Source organism: Halomonas sp. JB37 (assembly GCF_002332255.1).
Lineage (GTDB): Bacteria > Pseudomonadota > Gammaproteobacteria > Pseudomonadales > Halomonadaceae > Vreelandella > Vreelandella casei.
Genome location: NZ_NRGW01000001.1, coordinates 1 through 21,875, shown reverse-complemented (window position 1 = coordinate 21,875; position 21,875 = coordinate 1). Strand labels below are relative to the sequence as shown.

Here is a 21,875-nt window from a genome sequence, read left to right as displayed (position 1 = left end):
AGAGCGCATTTGCGTAGAATGCGGCCTCTTCATGCGTGGGTGTTGCCTAAAAGCGCGTAAAGCGTGGCAGCAGCGCCCATCAATGAAGGCCTTTATATAGCATGTAGCACGACGAGTGTTCCGACGGCGCTAAGCGCTAGAAACACACTCTCGTAACCTCAACCGAAGGATAGTTATCGTATGGTTACCATTCGTTTGGCCCGTGGTGGCGCCAAGAAGCGTCCCTTTTACCACCTGACCGTTACTGATTCTCGTAACGCTCGCGACGGTCGTTTCATCGAGCGTATCGGCTTCTTTAACCCGGTAGCCCGTGGTCAGGAAGAGCGTCTGCGCGTTGACCTAGACCGCGTTATTCACTGGCAGAGCCAAGGCGCCCAGCTTTCTGGTCGTGTTGCTGAGCTGGTTAAAGAAGCACGCAAACAGGCATAAGCCTGCTGTGTGAGACTTGCTGTGTGAAATTAGTTGAGTGCTAGGTAGCTGAGGTCGTCAATGACGCGTTCTGAACTGAGTCAAAAGCTAAGCCAAGAACTAAGCCAAACTGACGACACGCATGTGGTGCTAGGCAAGCTGACTAGCCCTTATGGGGTGAAAGGTTGGCTGAAGGTGTATTCCTATACTAGCCCGATGGACAGCATTCTCGAATACCCGGAATGGTGGTTGCGCCAAGGCGAAACGCTTAAGCGCATAAGCATTGTTCAGGGACGTCGGCAGGGCAAAGGCGTTGTGGTGCAACTGCAGGGCGTTGATGACCGTGATGCGGCTGAAGCATTGGCCCAAACGGACATTCTGATGCCTAAAGAAGCACTGCCCGAGCTTTCTGACGATGAATACTATTGGCATGAGCTTGAAGGCATGGCGGTCTTCACTCAGGCCGGCGAGCGGCTAGGGCGGGTAAGCTACCTGTTTGAAACTGGCGCCAACGATGTCATGGTGGTTCGCGGTGATCAGGATGCGATCGACATGCGTGAGCGGCTGCTGCCGTTTTTACCAGACGATGTCATTGTCAAAATCAGTCTCGACGAGGGCCGCATGGTCGTCAATTGGGATCCTGAGTTTTGAGAGAGCTGAGTAAGCTGAGCGAGTTGGATGCGCTGAACAATGATGTGCCGTCCGACTCAAGTGAGCCGGTCACTGGTGAAAACCTAGCAACGCCTGCAATGTGGATTGGTGTGGTGTCGTTGTTTCCCGAGATGTTTGATGCGCTAACGCAACAAGGCGTGGTCGGCAGAGCGGTAGATAAGCAGCGTATCGCACTGGAATTTTGGAATCCGCGGGATTATGCCACTGACCGCCACCGCAGCGTTGATGACCGCCCCTATGGCGGTGGTCCTGGGATGTTGATGAAAGTCGATACCCTGCGCGCAGCGATTTTTGCAGCCCGTGAGCGGGCACAGCAAGCCACTGGCCAAGTGCCGACGGTGATCTACCTGTCGCCTCAAGGGCGTAAACTAGATCAGCAGGGCGTTCAAGCACTAGCTTGTGCCGGACCACTAGTAGTCGTGGCTGGGCGCTATGAAGGCATTGACGAGCGCGTGGTAGAAAGTGACATCGATGAAGAATGGTCAATTGGTGACTATGTGCTGAGCGGCGGTGAGCTGCCAGCGATGGTGCTGATTGATGCGGCGGCAAGGCTGATTCCCGGCGTGTTGGGCCATCAGGATTCCGCTGTCGAAGACTCGTTTAATGACGGTCTGTTAGACTGCCCGCACTACACCCGTCCAGAGGTTGTTGACGGGCGCCAAGTGCCCGATGTGCTGTTAAGCGGTAATCATGCAGCCATCAAGCGCTGGCGGTTAAAGCAGTCGCTAGGCCGGACATGGCAGCGTCGTCCAGATATGTTAGAAGGGCGGCCGTTAGATGCCGAACAGCGCAAGCTGTTGAATGAGTTTATCGAGGAACACGCGCTGTCCACTCAGTAGGCGTTTGCCCACTCAGTAGGCCAGGGCGGCGGTGCAGGGCGAACAAGGCAGCAAGCCTGCGTACCTGTGTCACCCATAACGACTCCCGCGCAGCTTGTTTCGAGCGCCGGGATCACGGCTTCCGCCTCCCATGATTGAGCGGTCAAGCCATTACGTTATTCAGGAGTATGATGATGAGCAGTAAATGCAAAGTGATCCAGGCGATCGAATCTGAGCAAATGGGCAAAGAAATTCCTCCCTTTGCCCCCGGCGATACTATTGTCGTTCAGGTAAAAGTAAAAGAAGGTACTCGCGAGCGTCTTCAGGCATTTGAAGGTGTGGTCATCGGTAAGCGTAACCGTGGCCTGAACTCCGCATTCACCGTGCGTAAAATTTCTCACGGTGTTGGCGTTGAGCGTACTTTCCAGACCTACAGCCCGTTAGTTGACTCGCTTGAAGTCAAACGTCGCGGCGACGTGCGTCAAGCCAAACTGTACTACCTGCGCGAGCGCAGCGGTCGTTCAGCACGTATCAAGGAAAAGTTGGCTTAATCGCCACTGTTCCACAGGCACTCGCTGTTTTCGGACATGCGTAGCGTCTGGATACCAAAACCCCGTCACCGCTTTGCGGGGCGGGGTTTTGTCTATAGAGCAGGTGCTTTGCGTAGTCACGCTAAAGCAGGCGCCGGGAGATGGCTAACGTATGAGCGTTATTGATGCTTTTTTGGATGCCCTGTGGTTAGAGCAAGGGGCTAGCGACCATACTTTAGCGGCCTATCGACGTGATTTAACCGCGTGGCAAAATCATCTGGACACGCACGGTGAGGCGCTGTTGGCACCGCCGCCTGAGCGGCTCAGAGAATGGCTTTCCAGCCGCCGTGAGCAAGGCTACCAGTTACGTAGCACCGCCCGGCTACTATCGACCTTGCGTAGTTTTTACCGCTGGGGCCGTCTGAATAATCAGGTGGCGAGCGATCCTCTAACGGATATCAAGCTGCCGCGTGTGATCCCCGGATTGCCCAACACGCTGGATGAGGACGAGGTAGAGCGGCTGCTGATGGCGCCCGATACGGATACGCCGCTAGGAGTACGCGACCGCGCCATGCTTGAGCTGCTTTACGCCTGTGGCCTGCGAGTTTCTGAGCTGGTAGGACTCACCGGTGACGCGGTCAATCTTCGCCAAGGGGTGGTGCGGGTACGCGGTAAGGGCGATAAAGATCGCCTAGTGCCCATGGGCGAAGAGGCCGCCGATTGGATAGCTCACTACATGCAGACCGCGCGGCTTGCCTTAATGAGCGACCCAACGCGTCCGGCGCTGTTTCCTGGGCGCGCCGACAAAGCCATGACACGGCAAACGTTTTGGCACCGTATTAAAGTTCATGCGATAACGGCTGGGATTACCCGGCCGCTGTCACCGCATACGCTACGTCACGCATTTGCGACCCATTTATTGAATCATGGGGCCAATTTGAGAGTCGTACAGCTGTTGCTGGGTCATAGCGACTTGTCGACGACCCAAATTTATACCCATGTAGCCCAAGCGCGCTTGGAAAGCCTACATGCAGAACACCACCCACGAGGTTGAATTGATGATGCGTCAACGCCATTTTTTAGCACTGCCTTTACTGTCTCCTTTCTCAATGATGACGCTGCTGATAGCGGGTAGCCTATTGCCTGTGGCTGCTCAAGCCGATGACGTGGCAGACCGTTTAGCTGGCTCACTGAGCGTTAATGGTCAATCGATGCCTGTCGAAGCGGTTACTGAAACGCCCATGGATGGTATCTATCATGTGCGGCTGGAAAGTGGCGAGTCCTTCTACTCGAACGCTGACGGTAGCTACTTTTTGCTTGGCGACCTGTATGAAAATGCGCCCAGCGGGCTGATTAACTTAACGGAACAGGCGCAAAACCAAGAGCGCGCCGATGCGTTAGCGGCCGTGCCGGAAAGCGAGCGAGTCGTATTCCGCGGTGCCGCAGAGCCTAAGGCGACCATCGTGGTGTTTACTGACCCGACCTGCCCTTACTGCGCGCGTTTGCACGACACTATTCCCGAGCTCAATGAGCGCGGTATCGCCGTTCACTACATGGCCTTTCCTCGCGCCGGTATGAATAGCGCCGCTGCCACCACTCTGCAGCAGGTGTGGTGTTCGGATAACCGCAGCGAAGCGATGACCCAGGGCAAAGAAGGTCAGAGTATTGCTAGCTCGGCAAGCTGCGACAATCCCGTCGCCGGGCAGTATGATTTGGGCAAAGCATTGGGTGTGCAGGGTACGCCCGCCATTATTTTACCTGATGGGCAGCTAGTGCCTGGATTTGTGCCCCCCGAGCGGCTCACCGCCATGTTAGGCTTAGACGACGAATAACGTCACCGACAGCAACGACTGCTGAGACTCCAAATTTAAGACCCGACACTGACGGGTGCGAACTGTGAAAGGGGAAGTATTTTGAAACCGGTAAGAGTAGGTATTTGTGGTTTAGGCACTGTCGGTGGCGGCACCTTTAACGTATTGACCCGCAATGCCGACGATATTGCGCGTCGTGCTGGCCGTCCTATTGTGATTGAACAGGTCGCTCACCGCAGTATTCACCCTGACTGCGATATTACCGGCATCAATGCCACCTCTGACGTGTTTGAAGTTGCCACTAACCCCAATGTGGATGTCCTGGTTGAGCTGATTGGCGGCTACGATATGGCTCGCGAACTCGTGCTGACCGCCATTGCTAATGGCAAGCACGTGGTCACGGCCAATAAAGCGTTGATTGCCGTGCACGGTAATGAAATTTTCAAAGCCGCCCATGAAAAGGGCGTGATTGTGGCATTTGAAGCCGCCGTTGCCGGCGGCATTCCCGTGATTAAATCGCTGCGCGAAGGCTTAGGTGCCAACCGCATCGAATGGGTGGCCGGCATTATCAACGGCACCGGCAACTACATTCTTACCCATATGCGCGACGAAGGCCGTGCCTTTGAAGACGTGCTCGCTGAAGCACAAGCGTTAGGCTACGCCGAATCCGACCCCACTTTTGATGTGGAAGGCATCGACGCCGCGCATAAGCTGACTATTTTGGCCTCTATCGCCTATGGCGTGCCGCTGCAGTTTGAGCGCGCTTTCACCGAAGGCATTTCGCGAATCACCTCTGAAGATATTGAGCAGGCCGATAATCTAGGCTATGTCATCAAGCACTTGGGTATCTCCAAACGCACCGACCAAGGGCTTGAACTGCGTGTTCATCCCACGCTGATCCCCAAAGAGCGCCTGCTGGCCAATGTGCATGGCGTTAAAAATGCCATCGCGGTCATGGGCGATGCGGTTGGCCCAACGCTTTACTACGGCGCGGGTGCTGGCGCTGAGCCAACAGCGTCGGCAGTGGTTGCCGACTTACTTGACGTGGCCCGGGATATCGCCACGGATCACCGCTATCGCGTGCCTTATCTGGCGTTCAGCGGTATCGATGACGATGTCAGCCAGCTGCCCATCATGCCGATGGAAGATATCACCACGGCGTACTACCTGCGCCTGCTGGCCGTCGACCGCCCAGGCGTGTTGGCACGCGTGGCAACCATTCTTGCTGAGCAGGGCATCTCGATCGAGGCGCTGATTCAAAAAGAAGCCACCGAAGGCGAGCTGGTGCCGATTATTCTGCTGACGCATCGCACCAAAGAGAAACAGATGAACGAAGCCATTCGTGAAATCGAAGCAATGGCTGATATCGCTGGGCCGCTGACACGTATTCGTGTGGAAAGCCTGGACGAAGGGGAGTAAGCCAAGATGCGCTATATCAGCACGCGTGTGCAGGCGCCCGCACTGTCTTTTGAAGAAGTAGTGCTCACCGGTATGGCCAGTGATGGTGGGCTGTACGTACCAGAAATGCTGCCTGAGTTTTCCCGCGAAGAGCTCGCCGATATGGCCGGGCTCTCCTATGCCGAGATCGCCTTTCGGGTGATGAAGCCGTTTGTGAATGGCGAAATCGATGATGCGACGTTCAAGCGTATCGTTACCGAAGCCTACGCAACGTTTAATCACGATGCGGTAGTGCCGCTCAAGCAGCTCGATGCCAATCACTTTTTGCTTGAACAGTTTCATGGCCCCACTCTGGCGTTTAAAGACGTAGCGCTGCAGCTGCTAGGTCGCCTGCTGGATCACTTCCTGAAAAAGCGCGGCGAGCGCGCGGTGATCATGGGAGCCACATCTGGCGATACTGGGTCGGCGGCGATTGAAGGCTGCCGCCACTGCGACAACCTGGATATCTTTATCCTGCACCCGCACAACCGCGTGTCGGAAGTGCAGCGTCGTCAAATGACCTCGGTGCTGGCCAACAACGTCTTCAATATTGCCATTGAGGGCAATTTCGATGATGCCCAGGCAATGGTGAAAGCGAGCTTCGCCGATCAAACCTTCTTGAACGGGACTCGCCTGGTCGCGGTGAACTCGATCAACTGGGCGCGCATTATGGCGCAGATCGTTTACTACATTGCGTCGGGCGTTGCGCTAGGCGCGCCGCATCGTGAGGTGAGTTTCTGCGTACCGTCGGCTAACTTCGGCAACGTATTTGCAGGCTACATGGCCTACAAAATGGGGCTGCCGGTGAAGCAATTCATCATTGCCACCAATGCCAACGATATTCTGCATCGCACATTAGCGGCCAACGACTTCTCCAAAAAAGAGCTGGCGGCGACGCTAGCGCCTTCCATGGACATCGTGGTGTCGTCTAACTTTGAACGCCTGCTGTTTGACGCCTATGACCGCGACGGCCTGGCCGTGGCGGCGCTGCTTGAACGTTTTCAGCAGGAGCCTACCGCCTTGGCGGATGCGCCGCTGGCCAAGCTGCGCGAGAAGTTTGCAAGCTACAGCGTGGACGATACAACCATTCTGGAAGCGATCCGTGACGCCCATAAACGTACGGGCGAAATGCTTGATCCGCATACCGCTACCGGCTATTGGGCCGCTGAGCGTGCCCGTGCGGACCAGTCAACGCCGATGATTACGCTGGCGACTGCGCACCCGGCCAAATTTGCTGAAGCCGTGGTGAAAGCGGGCTTCCTCGGCGTGCCGTTGCCGCCGCACATGGACGATCTGCTTGAGCGCGAAGAGCGTTACACCGTGCTGCCCGCCGAGCTTGCCGCCGTGCAGCAGTATGTCGCTGAACATCGTCGTTGAACCGTTAATGAACGCCGTGAATGAATTGTCTAACGACACGCTGCCCCCTAGTACAACCAGGCCGCGCTTGGAGCCTCGTCCACTGGACGAGGCGCTCTACGCTCGCGCGCAAGCAGAGGGCCTAAGTGAGCTACAGGCGCGCTTGCTAGCCTCACGCTTGCCGGGCTATAGCGGTGAGCTTGCGCCGTTAATCACACCCAGCCTGCGGTATTTGGCTCACCCTGAGAAGCTTGTCGACGGCCGCCGCGCCGCCGAACGCATCGCCCAGGCGGTCGCCGAAGGCGAGGCCATTGGCATTCTTACCGATTACGACGTCGACGGAATCACGTCGCACGTGGTGATTCGGCGCACGCTAGTGGAGCTATTCGGCGTGCCGGAAGGCAAATTGCACAGTTTGATTGGCCATCGTATTAACGACGGCTACGGCATTAGTCTGCCGCTGGTGGAACGCACGCTCGCACTTAAGCCTTTTCCAACGCTGGTGATCACTGCCGACTGCGGTAGCTCCGATGAGCCGCGTATTGCACGCCTCAAAGCAGCGGGTATCGACGTAGTGGTCAGCGACCACCACGCGCTGCCGGTGGAGGGCCCGCCCTCGTCGGCCTATGCCTGTGTAAATCCGACCCGCAATGACTGTGACTATCCCGACAAAACGATTGCCGGGTGTATGGTGGCATGGCTGCTGATGTCGCTTGCACGCGGCGTATTGATCGAGTGGGGGGCGCTTTCTGAGGCGACGCCCAAGCTTTCGCCCTGGCTTTCCTACGTGGCGCTAGGCACGGTAGCTGACTGTGTTTCGCTGGGCGGCAGCCCCGCGAATCGTGCGGTAGTCAGCCAAGGTTTAACGCTGATTAATCGTATGGATGCGGCCTGCTGGCGCGCTATGGCCACGCGCTTAGGCGCTGACAGCGTGCCGTTTAATGCCGAGACGCTGGCGTTTCAGATGGGGCCGCGTATCAACGCGCGTTCGCGGCTTGATGATCCCTACGCGGCGCTGCATTTTATGCTTGCTGAAAGTGATGCCGTTGCCAATCGTCAGCTCGACGTGTTGGATCAGGATAACCAGTCGCGCAAGGCCATTGAGGCGGATATGGCTGCCGAAGCGCGCACCCTCGCGGTGAGTGCACTGTCCGCTGACGAGCCTGCCGTCATAGTGCTGCTGGAAGATGGTCACCCTGGTGTGCAGGGCATCGTTGCCTCGCGATTAGTGCAGGCCTACGGGCGCCCGGCATTGGTGCTTACCCAGGCCGCGACCCCCGGCATGCTCACCGGCTCTGGTCGCTCAATCGATGGGCTGCATCTGCGCGATGCCCTGCAGCGTACTTATGAGCTTGCTCCCGAGGCGCTGCCGCGCTTTGGTGGTCATAGTGGCGCGGCGGGCGTTGGCGTGCCTCGGGGCCAGCTTGATGCTTTTAAGGCGGCTTTCTTGCAGGCAGTCAACGAGCAGTTGGGTGGGCGAACGCTTTACCCGCGCTTATGGACCGACGGTGAGCTTTCCATCGCACAGCTTTCGCTGACAACGCTAAAAGAGATTGAAATGCTCGGCCCCTACGGACGTGAATTTGATCCACCGCTGTTTGAAGGGCGCTTTATTGTCGAAGCGCTGCGTCCGGTCGGTGCCGAGGGCTCGCATTTGATGCTGGAGCTTTCCACCGGTCCGGTAACCTGCAAAGCCATCTGGTTTCGTGCTTTAACGCCCGGTGAGCTGCCTGGTTTCAGCGTGGGGGATACGCTGCACTGCGCCTATAAGCTTAATCGCAACCGCTGGCGCGGCCGCGAATCCCTTCAATTGATGGTCGAACACGCCAGCGCTATTTAAACCGTTCAACAAACTCGTAAACCCCCAGCAACCTCCAAGTAAGGTCGCCCCTTATGCGCGTGGAAGATTTACCCAAAGACCAGCATCGTCCTTATGAAGATCTCATGGCGATGCTGCTGGGCACGTTTTTTGTAGCGCTGGGCGTTACCTTCTACACCCATGCGGTGCTTCTCACGGGCAGCACCGCGGGTCTGGCACTGTTGCTGAGCTATATGACCAGTAGCGTCACCGGCTGGGGCTTTGGGGTGTACTTTTTTGCCATTAACCTGCCGTTTTATTATTTGGCCGTTAAGCGTATGGGCTGGAGTTTCACGCTGCGTACCTTTGCTGCGATTGGTTTGGTCTCGCTGTTTTCGGAACTCACCCAAGGCTGGGTGCAGTTTGCTAACGTGCCTTCGCTCTATGCTGCGCTAATGGGTGGTGCGTTAATGGGCATTGGCATGCTGATGCTATTTCGCCACCGCACCAGTCTTGGTGGTATTAATATTTTGGCGCTTTATCTACAGGATAAACACGGCCTGCGCGCAGGCTATGTTCAACTGGCAATCGATGGCGTCATTTTACTGATTGCATTGACACAGCTACCGTTAGATCGCGTGGGCTACTCGGTGCTGGGGGCGCTGACGCTCAATCTGATTATCGCCTTGAATCATAAGCCAGGGCGCTATATCGGCGTCAGCTGAGCCAGAACCACCACACAATCAGCGCGATGGCACCCAGCCCTGCGAGGTTAACCAATATACTCATGAGGCAATCTCCGGGTTGTCTGATTTCCATAGCCGTAAACGGTTGGCGTTACTCACCACGGTGATGGAAGAGAGCGACATCGCTGCTCCGGCGATCATTGGCGAGAGCAAAGTGCCGGTGAGCGGGTAGAGCACGCCGGCGGCGATGGGAATACACAGCAGGTTATAGCCAAACGCGCCCACCAGGTTTTGTTTGATATTACGCAGCGTTGCCCGGCTTATCTCAATGGCGGACGCCACTCCGTGTAGCGAGCCGCGTATTAGCGTTATGCCCGCACTCTCAATCGCTACGTCGGTGCCTTGACCAATGGCAAAGCCTACATTTGCCCGGGCCAAGGCGGGCGCATCATTAATGCCATCGCCCACCATGCCAACGATTTCTCCCGCCTTTTGCCGCCGCTCAATCTCGGCATGCTTTTCTTCAGGCAATAGACCCGCACGATACTCGTCAATACCCACTTCCTGAGCAACTGCCTTGGCGGTGTGCTCGTTATCACCAGTGAGCATCACAATGGTCAAGCCGTCTTTTTGTAGACGTTTGATGGCGGCCACGGTGTCGCGACGCAGAGGGTCGCTAATACCAAACAGGGCGGCCAGTTTGCCATCTATCGCTAAGTACACCAGCGTGCGGGCCTGCGCTTCCAGAGTGCGGGCTTGGCCCTCACCCGCATGGAGATCCACCCCCGCTTCCGTCAGTAGGCGAGCATTGCCCAGCAATAGTGATTTGCCATCGGCAGTTTGCGCCTTCACGCCACCCCCGGTCACACTATCGAAATGCTCAATCTCAGCGGTTGGAGCGTTATGTTCTTCGGCGTAATACATCAGCGCCGTTGCCAGCGGATGTTCGGAGCCTTGCTCCAGTGCGAACACCCATCCCAGTGCGGTGGATTGTTCGGTGTCAAACATCTGTACATCAGTGACGCTGGGCTTGCCTTGGGTCAGCGTGCCGGTCTTATCGACGACTAGCGTGGTGAGCTTGCTGGCGGTTTGCAGCGCTTCGCCGTTGCGCACCAGTACTCCGTACTCTGCCGCTTTGCCAACGCCGATCATGGTCGAGATGGGCGTTGCCAGGCCCAGCGCGCAGGGGCAGGCAATGATTAGCACGGTGGTCGCCGTGACCAGCATATGGATGACCAGCGGTGCCGGCCCCAGGTTGAACCAGACCAGCGCCGTGAGCACGGCAATGATCATGACCGAAGGGACAAATACGCTGGAGACCTGATCGGCGAGTTCGCCAATCGGTGGGCGCGAGTTCTGGGCACTCGCCACCTGTTCGGTAATCTGCCCAAGCCGAGTGTCGGCGCCTACTCGCGTTGCTTGATACACCAGCCCGCCACGACCATTCACCGTGCCAGCGCTGACGTCATCGCCAACGTGCTTGGCAACCGGCACCGGTTCGCCAGTAAGCATGGACTCATCAATATGGCTTTGGCCTTCGGTCACCTGGCCGTCTACCGGTAGGCGTTCGCCGGGGCGTACCCGAATATGATCGCCTGTGCGCACATCATCAATCTCAACCTCCTGCTCCTGGCCGTCGCGGATAATCCGCGCCGTGCGGCTTTGCAGATCGAGTAGGCGCTTTAAAGCATTGCTGGTACGACCGCGCGCGCGTAGTTCCAGGGCATTGCCGAGCAGAATCAGCCCGATCACCATCGCAGAGGCTTCAAAATAGATACCCTGAGCCACCTCCGGTAGCCACGGTGCGAGCAGCACCACTGCCATGGAGTAAAGCCAGGCGGTGCCAGTTCCCATGGCAATCAGCGTATCCATATTGGCCTGATGATGTTTTACGCTCTTCCAGGCATTGACGAAGAAGTGACGCCCGGGAAAGGCCATGACGGCTAGCGTGAGCAGGCCAACGACTAGCCAATAAAGACGCCCCATGCCCACTGGGTGAGGGTGAAAAAAGAACATGCTAAGCATGAGAGGAATCGCTAAGGCTAGCGAAGCAGCGCTGCCGCGTAGCCGCTGCTGATAGGTCTTGGCATCTTGCTCTGCGCGAGTACGCTCGGCGTCAGCCATGTCCACAATAGGTGCCGCGCTATAGCCCACCGCTTCAACGGCGGCGATTAATGCTTGGCTTTCCGCGCTGCCAACCACCTGCGCAGAGTGGGTGCCGAAATTCACGCTGGCGGTGTCGACGCCATCGGTATGCTCAAGCGCTTTCTGAACACTTTTTACACAGCCCGCACAGGACATGCCGCTGATCGCTAAACGCTGCTTTTTCACCGTGTGCTGGGCATTGCCGGTAGCATCGCGGATGACGCTCAACGAGTTGCTCATGGTGTCTCCTGGCTAGACGCTGGCGCTGGAAAGCTTTCAATCAAGCGGCATACGCTGTGTCCGTCAGGCGTGCCGTCGGGCATGTTTTGCCAGCTCACGAGGGCATGCTCCATGCGCTCGGCCAGCGCTTCCAGTTCAGCAATGCGGGCGCGAATGAGAGGTAGGCGGCTGGTGAGCAGATCACGCACCAGCGGGCAGGGGGAGTCGCCCTGGTCGGCGTGGGAAAGTATGTCGCGGATTTCAGCGACGCTAAAACCTAGCTTGCGCGCCCGCTGAATAAAGCGCAGCCGCTCTAAGTCGGTATCTGAAAACAGCTGATAGCCGTTATCCGGGTGGCGCTGCGGGGCCAGCAGCTGCTCGCGGGCGTAATGGCGCACGGTCTCTGCGGTGACGCCGCCACGTTTGGCAAGCTCATTCACTTTCATGGCCGTCTCCCTCATCTAATAAGCGAATCGTTGGATTGCATCATGCTTTTAAGTGTAAAACCTATGGGTAACCCACAGGTCAAGCTAGGCTTAGTGAATGAGTGAAAATAACTAAAACACTGATTTAAAACGATCGTACGACTAATGTATAAGCGAAAAATGAAATAAAACGCTCGTTTACTCTTGATCCTTTAGCGTAGTTGCGAGAAAACAGTCATGTAAAAAATAACGAAGTTGGATCGTCTGTATCCATCGGATCATTGGGAAGAGAGGCTCGCTATGAACAATACATTTAAGAATAATAAAGTTAAGAGCAATAAATTTAATAAGCTCACCCTGGCTGCTGCCATCACAGCCGCCTTCGCCAGCCAAGCCCACGCGGGCGGGTATCAAATCAACGAACAGAGCGTAAGCGGGCAGGGTTACGGCCATGCTGGGCGCAGTTCTAACATCAACGATGCCTCTATTGTTTATGGCAACCCGGCGGGCATGTCATTTTTAGATCGTGCCCAAATCACCGTGGGTGGAACCTATTTAAATGTAAATACGGATCTTTCAAATGTGGAGGCTACCCGTAATATCGACTCCGGCGTTGCCCTCGGCGGTGCGCCTAATGGCAATCAAATTCCTCTGGGGAGTATTCCCGGCGGTAACGATGGCGATATGGTGCCGGGTACTTTCATTCCCTTTGCCTTCTATGCACAGCCCGTTACTGATCAGCTAGCGTTTGGGTTTGGGGTGTACGCGCCGTTTGGCTCTAAAACCGAGTATGAAGATGACTTCCAAGGCCGCTACTTTGGTGATTACACCGAAGTGACGGTAGTCAGTGCCCAGCCGACGGTGTCTTATCGCTTTAACGATCAATGGGCGGTCGGCGCTGGTGTTACTTATAACCGGGTAGAAGGCGAGCTGCGCCGCCAGTTGCCCTCAAGCCCCGCTTTTGATGCCGCTGGCGATATCGATTCGCGCGTTGAGGGTGACGACGAGGCGTGGGGTTATAACTTAGGCGTTATTTATCGCCCGGTAGCTGAAACGACGCTGGGTCTGACTTACCGCTCAAAAGTAGATTACAACTTGGAAGGCAGTTTTAGTGCGACCGATCCTATGGGTAACGTGGTGCGTGCTGATTCAGCAAGCCTCAATCTAACCACGCCTGAGACGGTTAACCTCTCGCTGACGCAGCAGATGACGGATCGTCTTAAGTTGATGTTTGGCGCTTCATGGGTGCGCTGGAGTCAATTTGATGAGATTTTGGTCAGAGGCAGTCAGGGCGACCAAATCACTCAAGAGCCACAAAATTATTCAAACGCATGGGCATTTGCCACCGGCGGTGAATATCAGCTAACGCCTACCTTGGCGTTGCGTGCAGGGGTGTCACTGGACTTTACGCCGACCAATGATGAAGACCGCAGCGTACGTATTCCTTCGGATGATCGGCGTATCTTCTCGCTGGGGGCAGGTTGGAGCCCAACGCCTGACATGACGCTAGACTTTGCGTACTCTTACCTGACTGAGCGCGGCACTTTTGTGGAGCAGGAGCGTAATGACCTGCTAGCCAGCGCTGCCACGGGGGGCGCGGCCATCGGTGGAGCGAATTATTCGGCAGACTACAAAAACGAAGCCCATGGCTTTGGCGCTCAGCTGACCTATCGCTTTTAAGCCACAGAGAAGGCTAAGCCTTATCGAAACCCGGCGCACGCCGGGTTTTTTATTGCCCTGACGCTGGCCATTGGATGCGGGGCGGGTCGGCTTTCGTTACACTATGCGCTTTTCTGATCGATACACCTCTGTACGATCCGATGCAGACCACGCTAGGGCAATCCCATGTTGGAAACCAACCCGATTCATAACCAGATCAAGGACCTGTCTGAGCGGACAGACGTTCTTAGGGGGTATCTTTGACTATGCCGAAAAGCAAGATCGGCTAGAAGAGGTCACCCGCGAACTGGAAGACCCCAATGTCTGGAACGATCCGGCCTATGCGCAGAAACTGGGCAAAGAGCGCGCCTCTCTTGAGGCCATTGTGGCCACCATTGATGATCTCGACCAGGGCTTAGGCGATAGCCGAGACCTGCTAGAGTTGGCTGAAATGGAGGACGACGAAGGCACGGTTGATGAAGTGCGCAAAGAGCTAGACAGCCTGCAGGCTGCGCTTGAAAAGCTTGAGTTCCGGCGCATGTTTTCTGGTGATATGGATCAAAATAACGCCTATCTGGATATTCAGTCTGGCTCTGGCGGCACCGAAGCGCAGGACTGGGCGAATATTTTGCTGCGCATGTACCTGCGCTGGGCGGAAAGCCACGGCTTTAAAGCCGATATCAGCGAAATTTCTGCCGGTGAAGTGGCCGGTATTAAGTCGGCAACGGTACATATCCAGGGCGATTATGCGTTTGGCTGGCTGCGTACAGAAACTGGCGTGCATCGTTTAGTGCGCAAAAGCCCGTTCGACTCAGGCGGCCGCCGGCATACTTCCTTTGCATCGGTCTTTTTATCGCCGGAAATTGACGACAGCTTCGAGGTTGAGATTAATCCCTCGGATCTGCGCGTTGATACCTATCGCTCTAGCGGCGCCGGCGGGCAGCACGTTAACACCACCGATTCTGCGGTACGGATCACTCACGAGCCAACCGGCATCGTCGTGGCCTGCCAAGGGCAGCGTAGCCAGCACGCTAACCGCGACTTTGCTATGAAGCAGCTGAAAGCACGGCTGTGGGAACACGAAATGCAAAAGCGCAATGCAGCCAAGCAGGAAGCCGAGGATTCAAAAGCGGATATCGGCTGGGGTAGCCAGATTCGCTCTTACGTGCTTGACGATCAGCGCATCAAAGATTTGCGTACCAGCGTGCAGTCCAGCAACTGCGATAAGGTGCTCGACGGGGATATTGATCAGTTTATCGTCGCTAGTCTCAAGCAGGGTTTGTAATTTTTTAACGGTTTGATTATCAACAGGGTGCCACATGGCTAACCAAGACGCGTCTGAGCAGCATGGCTCTGAAACACATGGCTCTGAACACCAGGAAAATCATCTGATCGCCGAGCGCCGGGCCAAGCTTGCCGCGCGTCGTGAACTGGCCGCCGAGCAGGGTAAGAGTGCGTTTCCAAATGATTTTCGCCGCGATAGCTTAACCGTCGAGCTGCAAAATAAGCTGGGCGATAAAGAAAAGGCGGATCTTGAGGGGCTTGATCATCACGCCTCGGTGGCGGGGCGAGTCATGCGTCAGCGCGGGCCGTTTATCGTTATTCAGGACGTGGCCGGACAAATCCAGCTGTATGTGGATAAAAAAGGCCTGCCCGCTGATGTGCTAGACGATATTAAAAGCTGGGATATTGGTGACATCGTGGCCGCTCGCGGGCCCGTGCACAAGTCCGGTAAGGGCGATTTGTACGTCATGATGAAAGAGGCCCAGCTACTGACGAAGAGCCTGCGTCCGCTGCCAGATAAGTTTCACGGCTTGACTGATATGGAGGCCCGCTACCGCCAGCGCTATGTGGATCTGATTATGAATCCGCAGTCGCGTAAGGTGTTTGAAACCCGTGCCGCGGTGATCAGCTCCATGCGTCGCTTCTTTGAAACGCGCGGCTTTATGGAAGTAGAAACGCCCATGCTGCAGCCGATTCCTGGCGGTGCCGCAGCGCGTCCTTTCATCACGCACCATAATGCGCTGGATATCGACATGTATCTGCGTATTGCGCCGGAGCTTTATCTCAAACGCTTAGTGGTGGGCGGTTTTGAAAAAGTCTTCGAGATTAACCGCAATTTTCGCAATGAAGGTCTGTCGACGCGCCACAATCCAGAATTCACCATGGTGGAATTCTACTGGGCGTACGCGGATTATCGCGACCTGATCGATATGACCGAAGCGATGTTGCGCACGGCAGCCGAAGAAGTGCTGGGCAGCGCGGTGATTGAATATCAGGGCACTAGCTATGATTTTGGGCAGCCGTTTGATCGTTTGACGCTGCGTCAGGCGATTTTGGATCACGGCGACGGCATTGCTGACAGCGATTTAGATTCACTAGAGGCTGCGCGAGCGGCTGCTGAGAAGCTCGGTATCAAGGTCAAAGAGAGCTGGGGCCTGGGTAAGGTGCAAACAGAGATCTTTGAAGAAGTCGCTGAGCACAAACTCGATCGGCCGACGTTTATTATCGAGTATCCGGCTGAAGTCAGCCCGCTGGCGCGGCGTAATGATGCTAACCCTTTCGTTACCGATCGTTTTGAGTTCTTTGTTGGTGGCCGAGAAATCGCCAACGGATTTTCGGAGCTCAACGACGCCGAAGACCAGGCCGAGCGTTTCCGCGCCCAGTCAGCGGAAAAAGACGCAGGTGACTTGGAGGCAATGTATTACGACGCCGATTACATCCGCGCGTTGGAGTATGGTATGCCGCCTACCGCAGGCGAGGGCATTGGTATCGACCGTCTCGTCATGCTATTTACCGACAGTCCCTCTATCCGTGACGTGCTGCTGTTCCCTGCAATGCGCCCTGAAGTGGACTAAACAAATTCTATAGCGGATGAAAAGTTGGTAAGGGCGCGTTATAGCGCCCATAATGGTCAACGTTTCGACGGCGAGGAGAATCCCATGAAACTGCTTAACCGCTCCGCATTGAGCGTCAGGCCGACCCAGCCCTTTGTGGACTGGATCAACGCGCTGGAACCCACCATGGGAGACGACGACCTGACCTTGGACGACGTCGAACGTGAAAGTACCATTTACCTGATTCCTGAGATGGATACGCCGGAAGCGCTGGAAACGTTTGTGCGCGACCGCTACGTGGACATTCTCGAAACGGAGCTGCGCGCGTGGGAAGAGGATGAGGGACAGTGGCCGGATAAACTCGATTGGGCGCTGTTTCAAGAATTTGTGCGCGTCGAGCACAGCTATCTAGCGATTGATCTTGATGATGAAACCGCGCTTGAAATATCAGAAGTAGATGACGCGCTGCTGTTAGATAGTGAGTAGGCGTAGCATTCGAACGGTATAGGCGCTTTAAAACGCGCTGCGCTAGGCCTAATCCTTACTCGCCGACGTTTGAGGCAGAGCCTAGCATTGGCGCACTTTGAAACCGGCTAAGGCCGGTTTCTTTGTTTCTAAATACTGTGCTTCTAAATGCTGTGTTTCTACATGCTGTGTTTCTAAAAACTATGATTCTAAAAACTGTGTTGTTTTAGCCGTTTCGTTAAGGAACGCTCCTCTAGGAACTTCGCTATGCGATTGTTTGAAAGCCGTCCCGGAGACGATGGCCTGCCAGGCCCTGAGCGCGCTCTGGCGGTGCTGGCGCTGGTCACCGGTACCTTAATGGCGGTGGTCGATACCACGATGATTAACTTGGCGCTGCCGACCATTGCCGCCGATTTAGATGTGCCCGCTTCGCGTGCGGTGTGGATTACCAATCTTTTTCAGGTAGTCTGCGCCGCTTTTCTGCTCGTCTTTGCAGGCATTAGTGAGCTAGTTACTCGCCGCCGGCTGTATCTATTCGGAATAGGGATCTTTGTTGCGGCCTCGTTAGGGGCGGCGCTGTCGCGTAATTTGGAAACGCTGCTTGTTTTTCGTGCCTGCCAGGGGCTAGGCGCCGCGGCGACATTGTCGATAGGCCCATCGCTCTATCGGGCGATTTTTCCTTCGCGCTTGCTCGGCAGTGCGCTTGGCCTCAGCGCGTTAGTGGTCGCGGGTGGCTACGCCGCGGGGCCTACGCTGAGCGGAGTGATTTTATCTTTCGCCGACTGGCCTTGGCTGTTTGCATTAAATGTTCCGCTGGGCATGTGCTCTTTCTGGCTAGCGAGCCGCGCGCTGCCCCGCGAAAAGCCGCGTAAAGGCAGCTTTGATGTGGCCGGCGCGCTGCTTTCCATGGTGATGCTGGCCAGTCTATTTATCGCCATGGACGCCGTAGGCCACGCCGTGCCGATTTGGCAAAGCGCTGGCTGGGCGCTGCTGGCAGTGCTGGCTTGCGGCGGATTTATTATTCGTCAGCGCCGCGCACCTTACCCGCTGCTGCCGCTTAGCGTCTTTTCTGAGATGCGCTTTACGCTAGCGGTGTCGGCCTCTGGGCTAGCGTTTATTGGCCAAGGGCTGACGTTTGTAGCGCTGTCTTTTTTCTACCAAGAACAGATGGGGTTTACGCCGCTGGAAACCGCATGGCTATTCACGCCTTGGCCGCTTGCCATCATGTTGGTGGGGCCGATTGCAGGGCGTTTAGCGGACCGGATTAACCCCAGCGTGCTGTCGAGCACGGGGCTAGGACTATTAATTGTTGGCCTGATTGCACTGGCATTAGTGGATGAATCAACCGGAGTGGCGGGCAGCCTGTGGCGCACCGCGCTATGTGGGATAGGGTTTGGACTGTTCCAGCCGCCCAATAATCGCGAAATGATGGGCAGCCTGCCATTAGAGCGCAGCTCGAATGTGTCAGGCGTGATGAGCACGACGCGTACCGTTGGCCAGTCATTTGGCGTGGCGATAGTGGGGGCTGCGCTGGCGCTGGGTTGGCCGGTTCAGGTAACGCTATGGCTAGGGGCCGCAACGACGCTGCTGGCATTACTGGCAAGCGTGGCACGTATGCCGCTGGCTCGCCGCGCGTTACACGCCCGTCGGGCATCGTCGGCGGGTCACTAAGCGGGTACAATAAAACGGTTTCTGATCTCTAGGAGAAATGACATGACGCTGCAGACACAAATTGAGCAGAAGTTAACGGCATTAGCGCCTGACGTGCTGCAGGTTGAGAACGAAAGCCACATGCACAACGTGCCCGCTAACTCTGAAACTCATTTCAAGGTGACGCTGGTTAGCGAACTTTTCAGCGGCATGATGCCGGTGAAGCGCCATCAGCAGATCTATGCGCTGTTGGCTGATGAGCTTTCTGGCCCGGTTCACGCGCTGGCATTACATCTTTATACCGCCAGCGAGTGGCAGGCCCGGGGCGGCGAACGTCCGAACTCACCGAACTGCCATGGCGGCGAAAAGTGACACAAGAAGTTATTCGGCGGCACTACCTTGATGCTATGGGCATTACGGCCTGGGCCGCTAAATATCAGCTACCGAATGCACTGCCCACCGAGGCCTGTGAGTGGGAGGAGTCTGCGCCCGCTCCGACGCCGCCTCGTGAGCGCCTGCAGGCGTTGTTGGATGATGCCCCGGCGCCAAGGCGAGCGGCGCCCGAGTTATCAGTGCCAGGCGATGTAACCGCTTCGCCCTCCGCGATTCGCGCTCTGCTGACCAACGATCAACCCGGGCAAGCCAAGCACGCGGGCGAACCGCCGGTTCCAGCAGCGCTGCCAGATTCTCAGCCCGCAGAGGCTGTTGCTGCGCCTGATGCAGCGCCCGCTAAGCCGCTCGCATTTTCACTTTCCTGCCTGTGTGTTGACGGGCGTTGGCTGGTGCTGCACGCAGGTGAAATGAGCACCTCAGAGCAGCAGCTATTGATCAATCTACTCTATGCGGCGGGTATTCAGCCCAGCGTCGCGCCAAGTATCACGCACTTTACTTGGCCGCAGATGACCAACGCCTTTGCCGTTGAAGACCCTCTGGATGAAGCCCGTGAAGGCTTGGCGGCCTTTGTCGCCGGCCGCGTAAATCGTCAAGGATGGCAATTAGAGCAGCTACTATGGTGGGGAGCGCTAGGCGCCGATCAAGGCACCTTGGATCGCGTCTTAAACGTGGCCGATGGGCAGAGCCATACGCTTTCGCTGCCGGTATGGCAGGGGCCTGCGCTGGCTTCACTGCTCGACAATACGAACAATAAGCGTGATCTTTGGCCTGAGCTTCAGCTGTTGGGCCAGCAATGGGCATCGGTTAGCCCTGCGGACACTCCTCAGGCGGCTGATGATCACTGAGTTGAGGGTCGACGATTTAGCATTACTCACCGCGCTGGAGGATCAGGCGCGAAGCGGCATTAGCGCTTCACAGCTGCAGGCCGCGCTTAGCTGTCAGCAAACCTGTGTGTTGGGCCTATGGCATCAGAAGGCGCTAGTAGGCTATGCCATTGTGGTGCAACTGCTGTTTGACGCTGAGCTACAGGCGATAGGCGTATTGCCGGTGTGTCGTCGACAGGGCGCAGGTGACGCGCTAATGGGCGCCGTCTTAACGACAGCTCAAGGATGGTCTAGCGAGCGGCTGTTGCTGGAAGTTCGCGTTGGCAATCTTAGCGCTATCCGGCTCTATCAGCGCAGCGGGTTTAGCGAAGACGGGCGACGAAAGGGCTACTATCCAAGCTGCCCAGCGGTTGAGGGCCCCGCCGGGCGTGAGGACGCGCTATTGCTGTCTCGAGTGCTTTAGTCGCGTGCCAATGCGCCGTTTAGGACGCGCTGGCGTTATCTTGGCTGTCGAATTTGCTTAACAGGCTGTTGAGACGACGCTCCCATTCTTCACGCTCTTCTTTGAACTTGGCATTTTCACTGCGCAGCTCTTCATTTTCCATTTTCATCATTTCTAGAGCGTCAACGGTATCGGTGACTTTCTGTTCAAGCTGATTAAATAGTTCCAGGCTCATGCATGTCTCCATAGAGTAAAAACGAGCACCAAAAAAAGTAACTAACAAAAAATAAGTACCCAGAAACAAGCGCCGTGCTTGCTAATAGGGACGAATGAGGCGAGCGTAACGCCGCTGCCGCGTGGCGGCAAGCGCTGTTTACGGCAATTGACGTTGGTAAAGCCGTGCGGTGCTTTCGCCGGCCTGGGTTTCGCGGTGTAACTGCCAGTTAATAGGCACGTCCGGCGCCAGCGACGTCTCGGTTTCGAGGTAAATCATTGCCTCACTGGCTAGCCAGCCACCGTTTTCTAGCGCGTGGCAGCACGCTGCGGCTAACTGCTGGTGAAAGGGCGGGTCTAGAAATGCCAGCGAATACGGCTTTGCCGCTCGCGTTAGATACGCCTGCACATCGTTAACATGTACTGCGCTTGCGGTAATATTAAGCAGGGTAAGATTCGCCGACAGCTGCGCAGATACGCGCGGGTCGCGCTCGACAAAGTCGACACACGCAGCGCCGCGTGACAGCGCTTCAATACCCAGTGCGCCGGTGCCTGCGAACAGATCCAACACCGCTTGGCCGTAAAACTGTTGGCCTAGCCAGTTGAACAACGTTTCACGCACGCGGTCTGGGGTTGGGCGCAGGCCAGGGCTGTCTAACACCGGTAGCTGGCGGCGGCGAAATTCTCCGCCAATAATGCGCAGCTTGCCAACCTGCTGAGCAGGTGCGCGGCGAGAAGTGGGTGAACGTGAGGAGCGTTGTCGTGTCATGAAGCGGATTGTAGCGGGCTAGTTATCCAAAGTCTTGGGTTACGGTGTTAGCATAACCTTAATGTTCACTATTTTTGTCGGGTAGCACTCATGTTTGGTTTTTTTAAGCGTAAAAATAAGCAAGATCCACAGCAGACGCCTCAAGAAGAAGAGCAGCGGTTAAAAGAGCAGACCCAAGAGCAGGCTGATGAGGTGGAAATTGAGCCCGAACTTCCTCCTGAGCCTGTTGAAGAGGCCCCGCAAGCACCGGATACTTTGCCAGAGCCAGAGCCAGAGCCAGAGCCAGAGCCAGAGCCAGAGCCAGAGCCAGAGCCAGAG

Annotated in this window: 22 protein-coding genes and 1 pseudogene; 19 read left to right on the top strand and 4 right to left on the bottom strand. The window is 56.2% G+C overall.

All coding sequences use genetic code 11. The features are described 5' to 3' along the window. Positions 1-180 precede the first annotated feature (180 nt). The 10 genes from rpsP (at position 181) to CIK78_RS00070 (ending at position 9,555) form a co-directional block, all read left to right on the top strand. The gene (gene rpsP, locus CIK78_RS00115) at positions 181-429 is read left to right on the top strand and encodes a 30S ribosomal protein S16 (protein WP_096276065.1); all 249 of its coding nucleotides are present in this window, start codon (positions 181-183) and stop codon (positions 427-429) included. Between the two features lie 60 nt (positions 430-489). Continuing rightward, the gene (rimM, locus tag CIK78_RS00110) at positions 490-1,059 is read left to right on the top strand and encodes a ribosome maturation factor RimM (RefSeq protein ID WP_096276063.1); all 570 of its coding nucleotides are present in this window, start codon (positions 490-492) and stop codon (positions 1,057-1,059) included. Positions 1,060-1,157: 98 nt separating this feature from the next. Next, a complete protein-coding gene (gene trmD, locus CIK78_RS00105) occupies positions 1,158-1,919 on the top strand; it encodes a tRNA (guanosine(37)-N1)-methyltransferase TrmD (RefSeq protein WP_096282205.1) in 762 nt (253 codons plus the stop codon). A gap of 173 nt (positions 1,920-2,092) precedes the next feature. Beyond that, positions 2,093-2,449: a 50S ribosomal protein L19 gene (gene rplS / locus CIK78_RS00100; protein ID WP_096276061.1), complete on the top strand. Its 357-nt coding sequence runs from the start codon at positions 2,093-2,095 to the stop codon at positions 2,447-2,449. A gap of 151 nt (positions 2,450-2,600) precedes the next feature. Then, a complete protein-coding gene (gene xerD, locus CIK78_RS00095; protein ID WP_096276059.1) occupies positions 2,601-3,482 on the top strand; it encodes a site-specific tyrosine recombinase XerD in 882 nt (293 codons plus the stop codon). After that, positions 3,457-4,260, top strand: a complete 804-nt coding sequence (locus CIK78_RS00090; RefSeq protein WP_096276057.1) for a DsbC family protein — start codon at positions 3,457-3,459, stop codon at positions 4,258-4,260. Before xerD ends, CIK78_RS00090 begins: the two co-directional genes overlap by 26 nt. Before the next feature lie 81 nt (positions 4,261-4,341). Then, positions 4,342-5,658, top strand: a complete 1,317-nt coding sequence (locus tag CIK78_RS00085) for a homoserine dehydrogenase (RefSeq protein WP_096276055.1) — start codon at positions 4,342-4,344, stop codon at positions 5,656-5,658. A gap of 6 nt (positions 5,659-5,664) precedes the next feature. After that, on the top strand, positions 5,665-7,053 hold the full coding sequence (gene thrC / locus CIK78_RS00080; protein ID WP_096276053.1) for a threonine synthase: 1,389 nt from the start codon (positions 5,665-5,667) through the stop codon (positions 7,051-7,053). A gap of 7 nt (positions 7,054-7,060) precedes the next feature. Further along, the gene (locus CIK78_RS00075) at positions 7,061-8,872 is read left to right on the top strand and encodes a DHH family phosphoesterase (protein ID WP_096276051.1); all 1,812 of its coding nucleotides are present in this window, start codon (positions 7,061-7,063) and stop codon (positions 8,870-8,872) included. A 53-nt stretch (positions 8,873-8,925) separates the two neighbouring features. Continuing rightward, complete coding sequence (locus CIK78_RS00070; RefSeq protein ID WP_096276049.1) at positions 8,926-9,555, top strand: YitT family protein; 630 nt, start codon at positions 8,926-8,928, stop codon at positions 9,553-9,555. Between the two features lie 60 nt (positions 9,556-9,615). On the opposite strand, the gene CIK78_RS00065 is transcribed toward CIK78_RS00070, so the two are convergent. Both CIK78_RS00065 and CIK78_RS00060 read right to left on the bottom strand, forming a co-directional pair. Next, the gene (locus CIK78_RS00065) at positions 9,616-11,901 is read right to left on the bottom strand and encodes a heavy metal translocating P-type ATPase (protein WP_226938649.1); all 2,286 of its coding nucleotides are present in this window, start codon (positions 11,899-11,901) and stop codon (positions 9,616-9,618) included. Beyond that, the gene (locus CIK78_RS00060; RefSeq protein ID WP_096276047.1) at positions 11,898-12,326 is read right to left on the bottom strand and encodes a MerR family transcriptional regulator; all 429 of its coding nucleotides are present in this window, start codon (positions 12,324-12,326) and stop codon (positions 11,898-11,900) included. Before CIK78_RS00060 ends, CIK78_RS00065 begins: the two co-directional genes overlap by 4 nt. Before the next feature lie 279 nt (positions 12,327-12,605). Here CIK78_RS00060 and CIK78_RS00055 point away from each other — a divergent pair, with 279 nt between their 5' ends. From CIK78_RS00055 to CIK78_RS00020, 8 genes are all read left to right on the top strand, one after another. Next, positions 12,606-13,985 (top strand): outer membrane protein transport protein, encoded by a 1,380-nt coding sequence (locus CIK78_RS00055; protein ID WP_096276045.1) that lies wholly within the window; start codon positions 12,606-12,608, stop codon positions 13,983-13,985. Positions 13,986-14,150: 165 nt separating this feature from the next. Continuing rightward, a protein-coding gene (gene prfB / locus CIK78_RS00050) for a peptide chain release factor 2 (RefSeq protein ID WP_096276043.1) occupies positions 14,151-15,249 on the top strand; the annotation gives its coding sequence in 2 pieces (ribosomal slippage) (positions 14,151-14,225 and positions 14,227-15,249; 1,098 coding nt in all). Positions 15,250-15,283: 34 nt separating this feature from the next. Continuing rightward, entirely contained in the window at positions 15,284-16,822 is a 1,539-nt protein-coding gene (gene lysS / locus CIK78_RS00045; protein WP_096276041.1) for a lysine--tRNA ligase, read from the top strand. A gap of 84 nt (positions 16,823-16,906) precedes the next feature. Further along, positions 16,907-17,287: a hypothetical protein gene (locus CIK78_RS00040; RefSeq protein WP_096276039.1), complete on the top strand. Its 381-nt coding sequence runs from the start codon at positions 16,907-16,909 to the stop codon at positions 17,285-17,287. 246 nt (positions 17,288-17,533) lie between these two features. Next, positions 17,534-18,937: an MFS transporter gene (locus CIK78_RS00035; protein WP_096276037.1), complete on the top strand. Its 1,404-nt coding sequence runs from the start codon at positions 17,534-17,536 to the stop codon at positions 18,935-18,937. 42 nt (positions 18,938-18,979) lie between these two features. Continuing rightward, positions 18,980-19,288 carry a BolA/IbaG family iron-sulfur metabolism protein gene (locus CIK78_RS00030; protein WP_096276035.1) on the top strand — a complete coding sequence of 103 codons (309 nt, stop codon included), beginning with the start codon at positions 18,980-18,982 and terminating at the stop codon, positions 19,286-19,288. Further along, positions 19,285-20,154: a hypothetical protein gene (locus CIK78_RS00025; protein WP_096276032.1), complete on the top strand. Its 870-nt coding sequence runs from the start codon at positions 19,285-19,287 to the stop codon at positions 20,152-20,154. Before CIK78_RS00030 ends, CIK78_RS00025 begins: the two co-directional genes overlap by 4 nt. Beyond that, positions 20,144-20,596: a GNAT family N-acetyltransferase gene (locus CIK78_RS00020; RefSeq protein ID WP_096276030.1), complete on the top strand. Its 453-nt coding sequence runs from the start codon at positions 20,144-20,146 to the stop codon at positions 20,594-20,596. The genes CIK78_RS00025 and CIK78_RS00020 overlap by 11 nt, the downstream gene beginning before the upstream one ends. A gap of 19 nt (positions 20,597-20,615) precedes the next feature. On the opposite strand, the gene zapB is transcribed toward CIK78_RS00020, so the two are convergent. After that, complete coding sequence (gene zapB / locus CIK78_RS00015) at positions 20,616-20,810, bottom strand: cell division protein ZapB (protein ID WP_096276028.1); 195 nt, start codon at positions 20,808-20,810, stop codon at positions 20,616-20,618. Between the two features lie 138 nt (positions 20,811-20,948). Continuing rightward, complete coding sequence (gene rsmD / locus CIK78_RS00010) at positions 20,949-21,557, bottom strand: 16S rRNA (guanine(966)-N(2))-methyltransferase RsmD (RefSeq protein ID WP_096276026.1); 609 nt, start codon at positions 21,555-21,557, stop codon at positions 20,949-20,951. 90 nt (positions 21,558-21,647) lie between these two features. Between rsmD and CIK78_RS00005 the strand changes: the two are divergent. Next, positions 21,648-21,875: pseudogene (locus tag CIK78_RS00005) on the top strand (signal recognition particle-docking protein FtsY); the annotation flags it as partial.

What these genes read in the sequence shown, in the direction of transcription:
- rpsP (WP_096276065.1), top strand. Translation starts at nt 181, where the DNA reads ATGGTTACCATTCGTTTGGCCCGTGGTGGCGCCAAGAAGCGTCCCTTT.
- rimM (WP_096276063.1), top strand. Translation starts at nt 490, where the DNA reads ATGACGCGTTCTGAACTGAGTCAAAAGCTAAGCCAAGAACTAAGCCAA.
- trmD (WP_096282205.1), top strand. Translation starts at nt 1,158, where the DNA reads ATGTGGATTGGTGTGGTGTCGTTGTTTCCCGAGATGTTTGATGCGCTA.
- rplS (WP_096276061.1), top strand. Translation starts at nt 2,093, where the DNA reads ATGAGCAGTAAATGCAAAGTGATCCAGGCGATCGAATCTGAGCAAATG.
- xerD (WP_096276059.1), top strand. Translation starts at nt 2,601, where the DNA reads ATGAGCGTTATTGATGCTTTTTTGGATGCCCTGTGGTTAGAGCAAGGG.
- CIK78_RS00090 (WP_096276057.1), top strand. Translation starts at nt 3,457, where the DNA reads ATGCAGAACACCACCCACGAGGTTGAATTGATGATGCGTCAACGCCAT.
- thrC (WP_096276053.1), top strand. Translation starts at nt 5,665, where the DNA reads ATGCGCTATATCAGCACGCGTGTGCAGGCGCCCGCACTGTCTTTTGAA.
- CIK78_RS00075 (WP_096276051.1), top strand. Translation starts at nt 7,061, where the DNA reads ATGAACGCCGTGAATGAATTGTCTAACGACACGCTGCCCCCTAGTACA.
- CIK78_RS00070 (WP_096276049.1), top strand. Translation starts at nt 8,926, where the DNA reads ATGCGCGTGGAAGATTTACCCAAAGACCAGCATCGTCCTTATGAAGAT.
- CIK78_RS00065 (WP_226938649.1), bottom strand. Translation starts at nt 11,901, where the DNA reads ATGAGCAACTCGTTGAGCGTCATCCGCGATGCTACCGGCAATGCCCAG.
- CIK78_RS00060 (WP_096276047.1), bottom strand. Translation starts at nt 12,326, where the DNA reads ATGAAAGTGAATGAGCTTGCCAAACGTGGCGGCGTCACCGCAGAGACC.
- CIK78_RS00055 (WP_096276045.1), top strand. Translation starts at nt 12,606, where the DNA reads ATGAACAATACATTTAAGAATAATAAAGTTAAGAGCAATAAATTTAAT.
- lysS (WP_096276041.1), top strand. Translation starts at nt 15,284, where the DNA reads ATGGCTAACCAAGACGCGTCTGAGCAGCATGGCTCTGAAACACATGGC.
- CIK78_RS00040 (WP_096276039.1), top strand. Translation starts at nt 16,907, where the DNA reads ATGAAACTGCTTAACCGCTCCGCATTGAGCGTCAGGCCGACCCAGCCC.
- CIK78_RS00035 (WP_096276037.1), top strand. Translation starts at nt 17,534, where the DNA reads ATGCGATTGTTTGAAAGCCGTCCCGGAGACGATGGCCTGCCAGGCCCT.
- CIK78_RS00030 (WP_096276035.1), top strand. Translation starts at nt 18,980, where the DNA reads ATGACGCTGCAGACACAAATTGAGCAGAAGTTAACGGCATTAGCGCCT.
- CIK78_RS00020 (WP_096276030.1), top strand. Translation starts at nt 20,144, where the DNA reads ATGATCACTGAGTTGAGGGTCGACGATTTAGCATTACTCACCGCGCTG.
- zapB (WP_096276028.1), bottom strand. Translation starts at nt 20,810, where the DNA reads ATGAGCCTGGAACTATTTAATCAGCTTGAACAGAAAGTCACCGATACC.
- rsmD (WP_096276026.1), bottom strand. Translation starts at nt 21,557, where the DNA reads ATGACACGACAACGCTCCTCACGTTCACCCACTTCTCGCCGCGCACCT.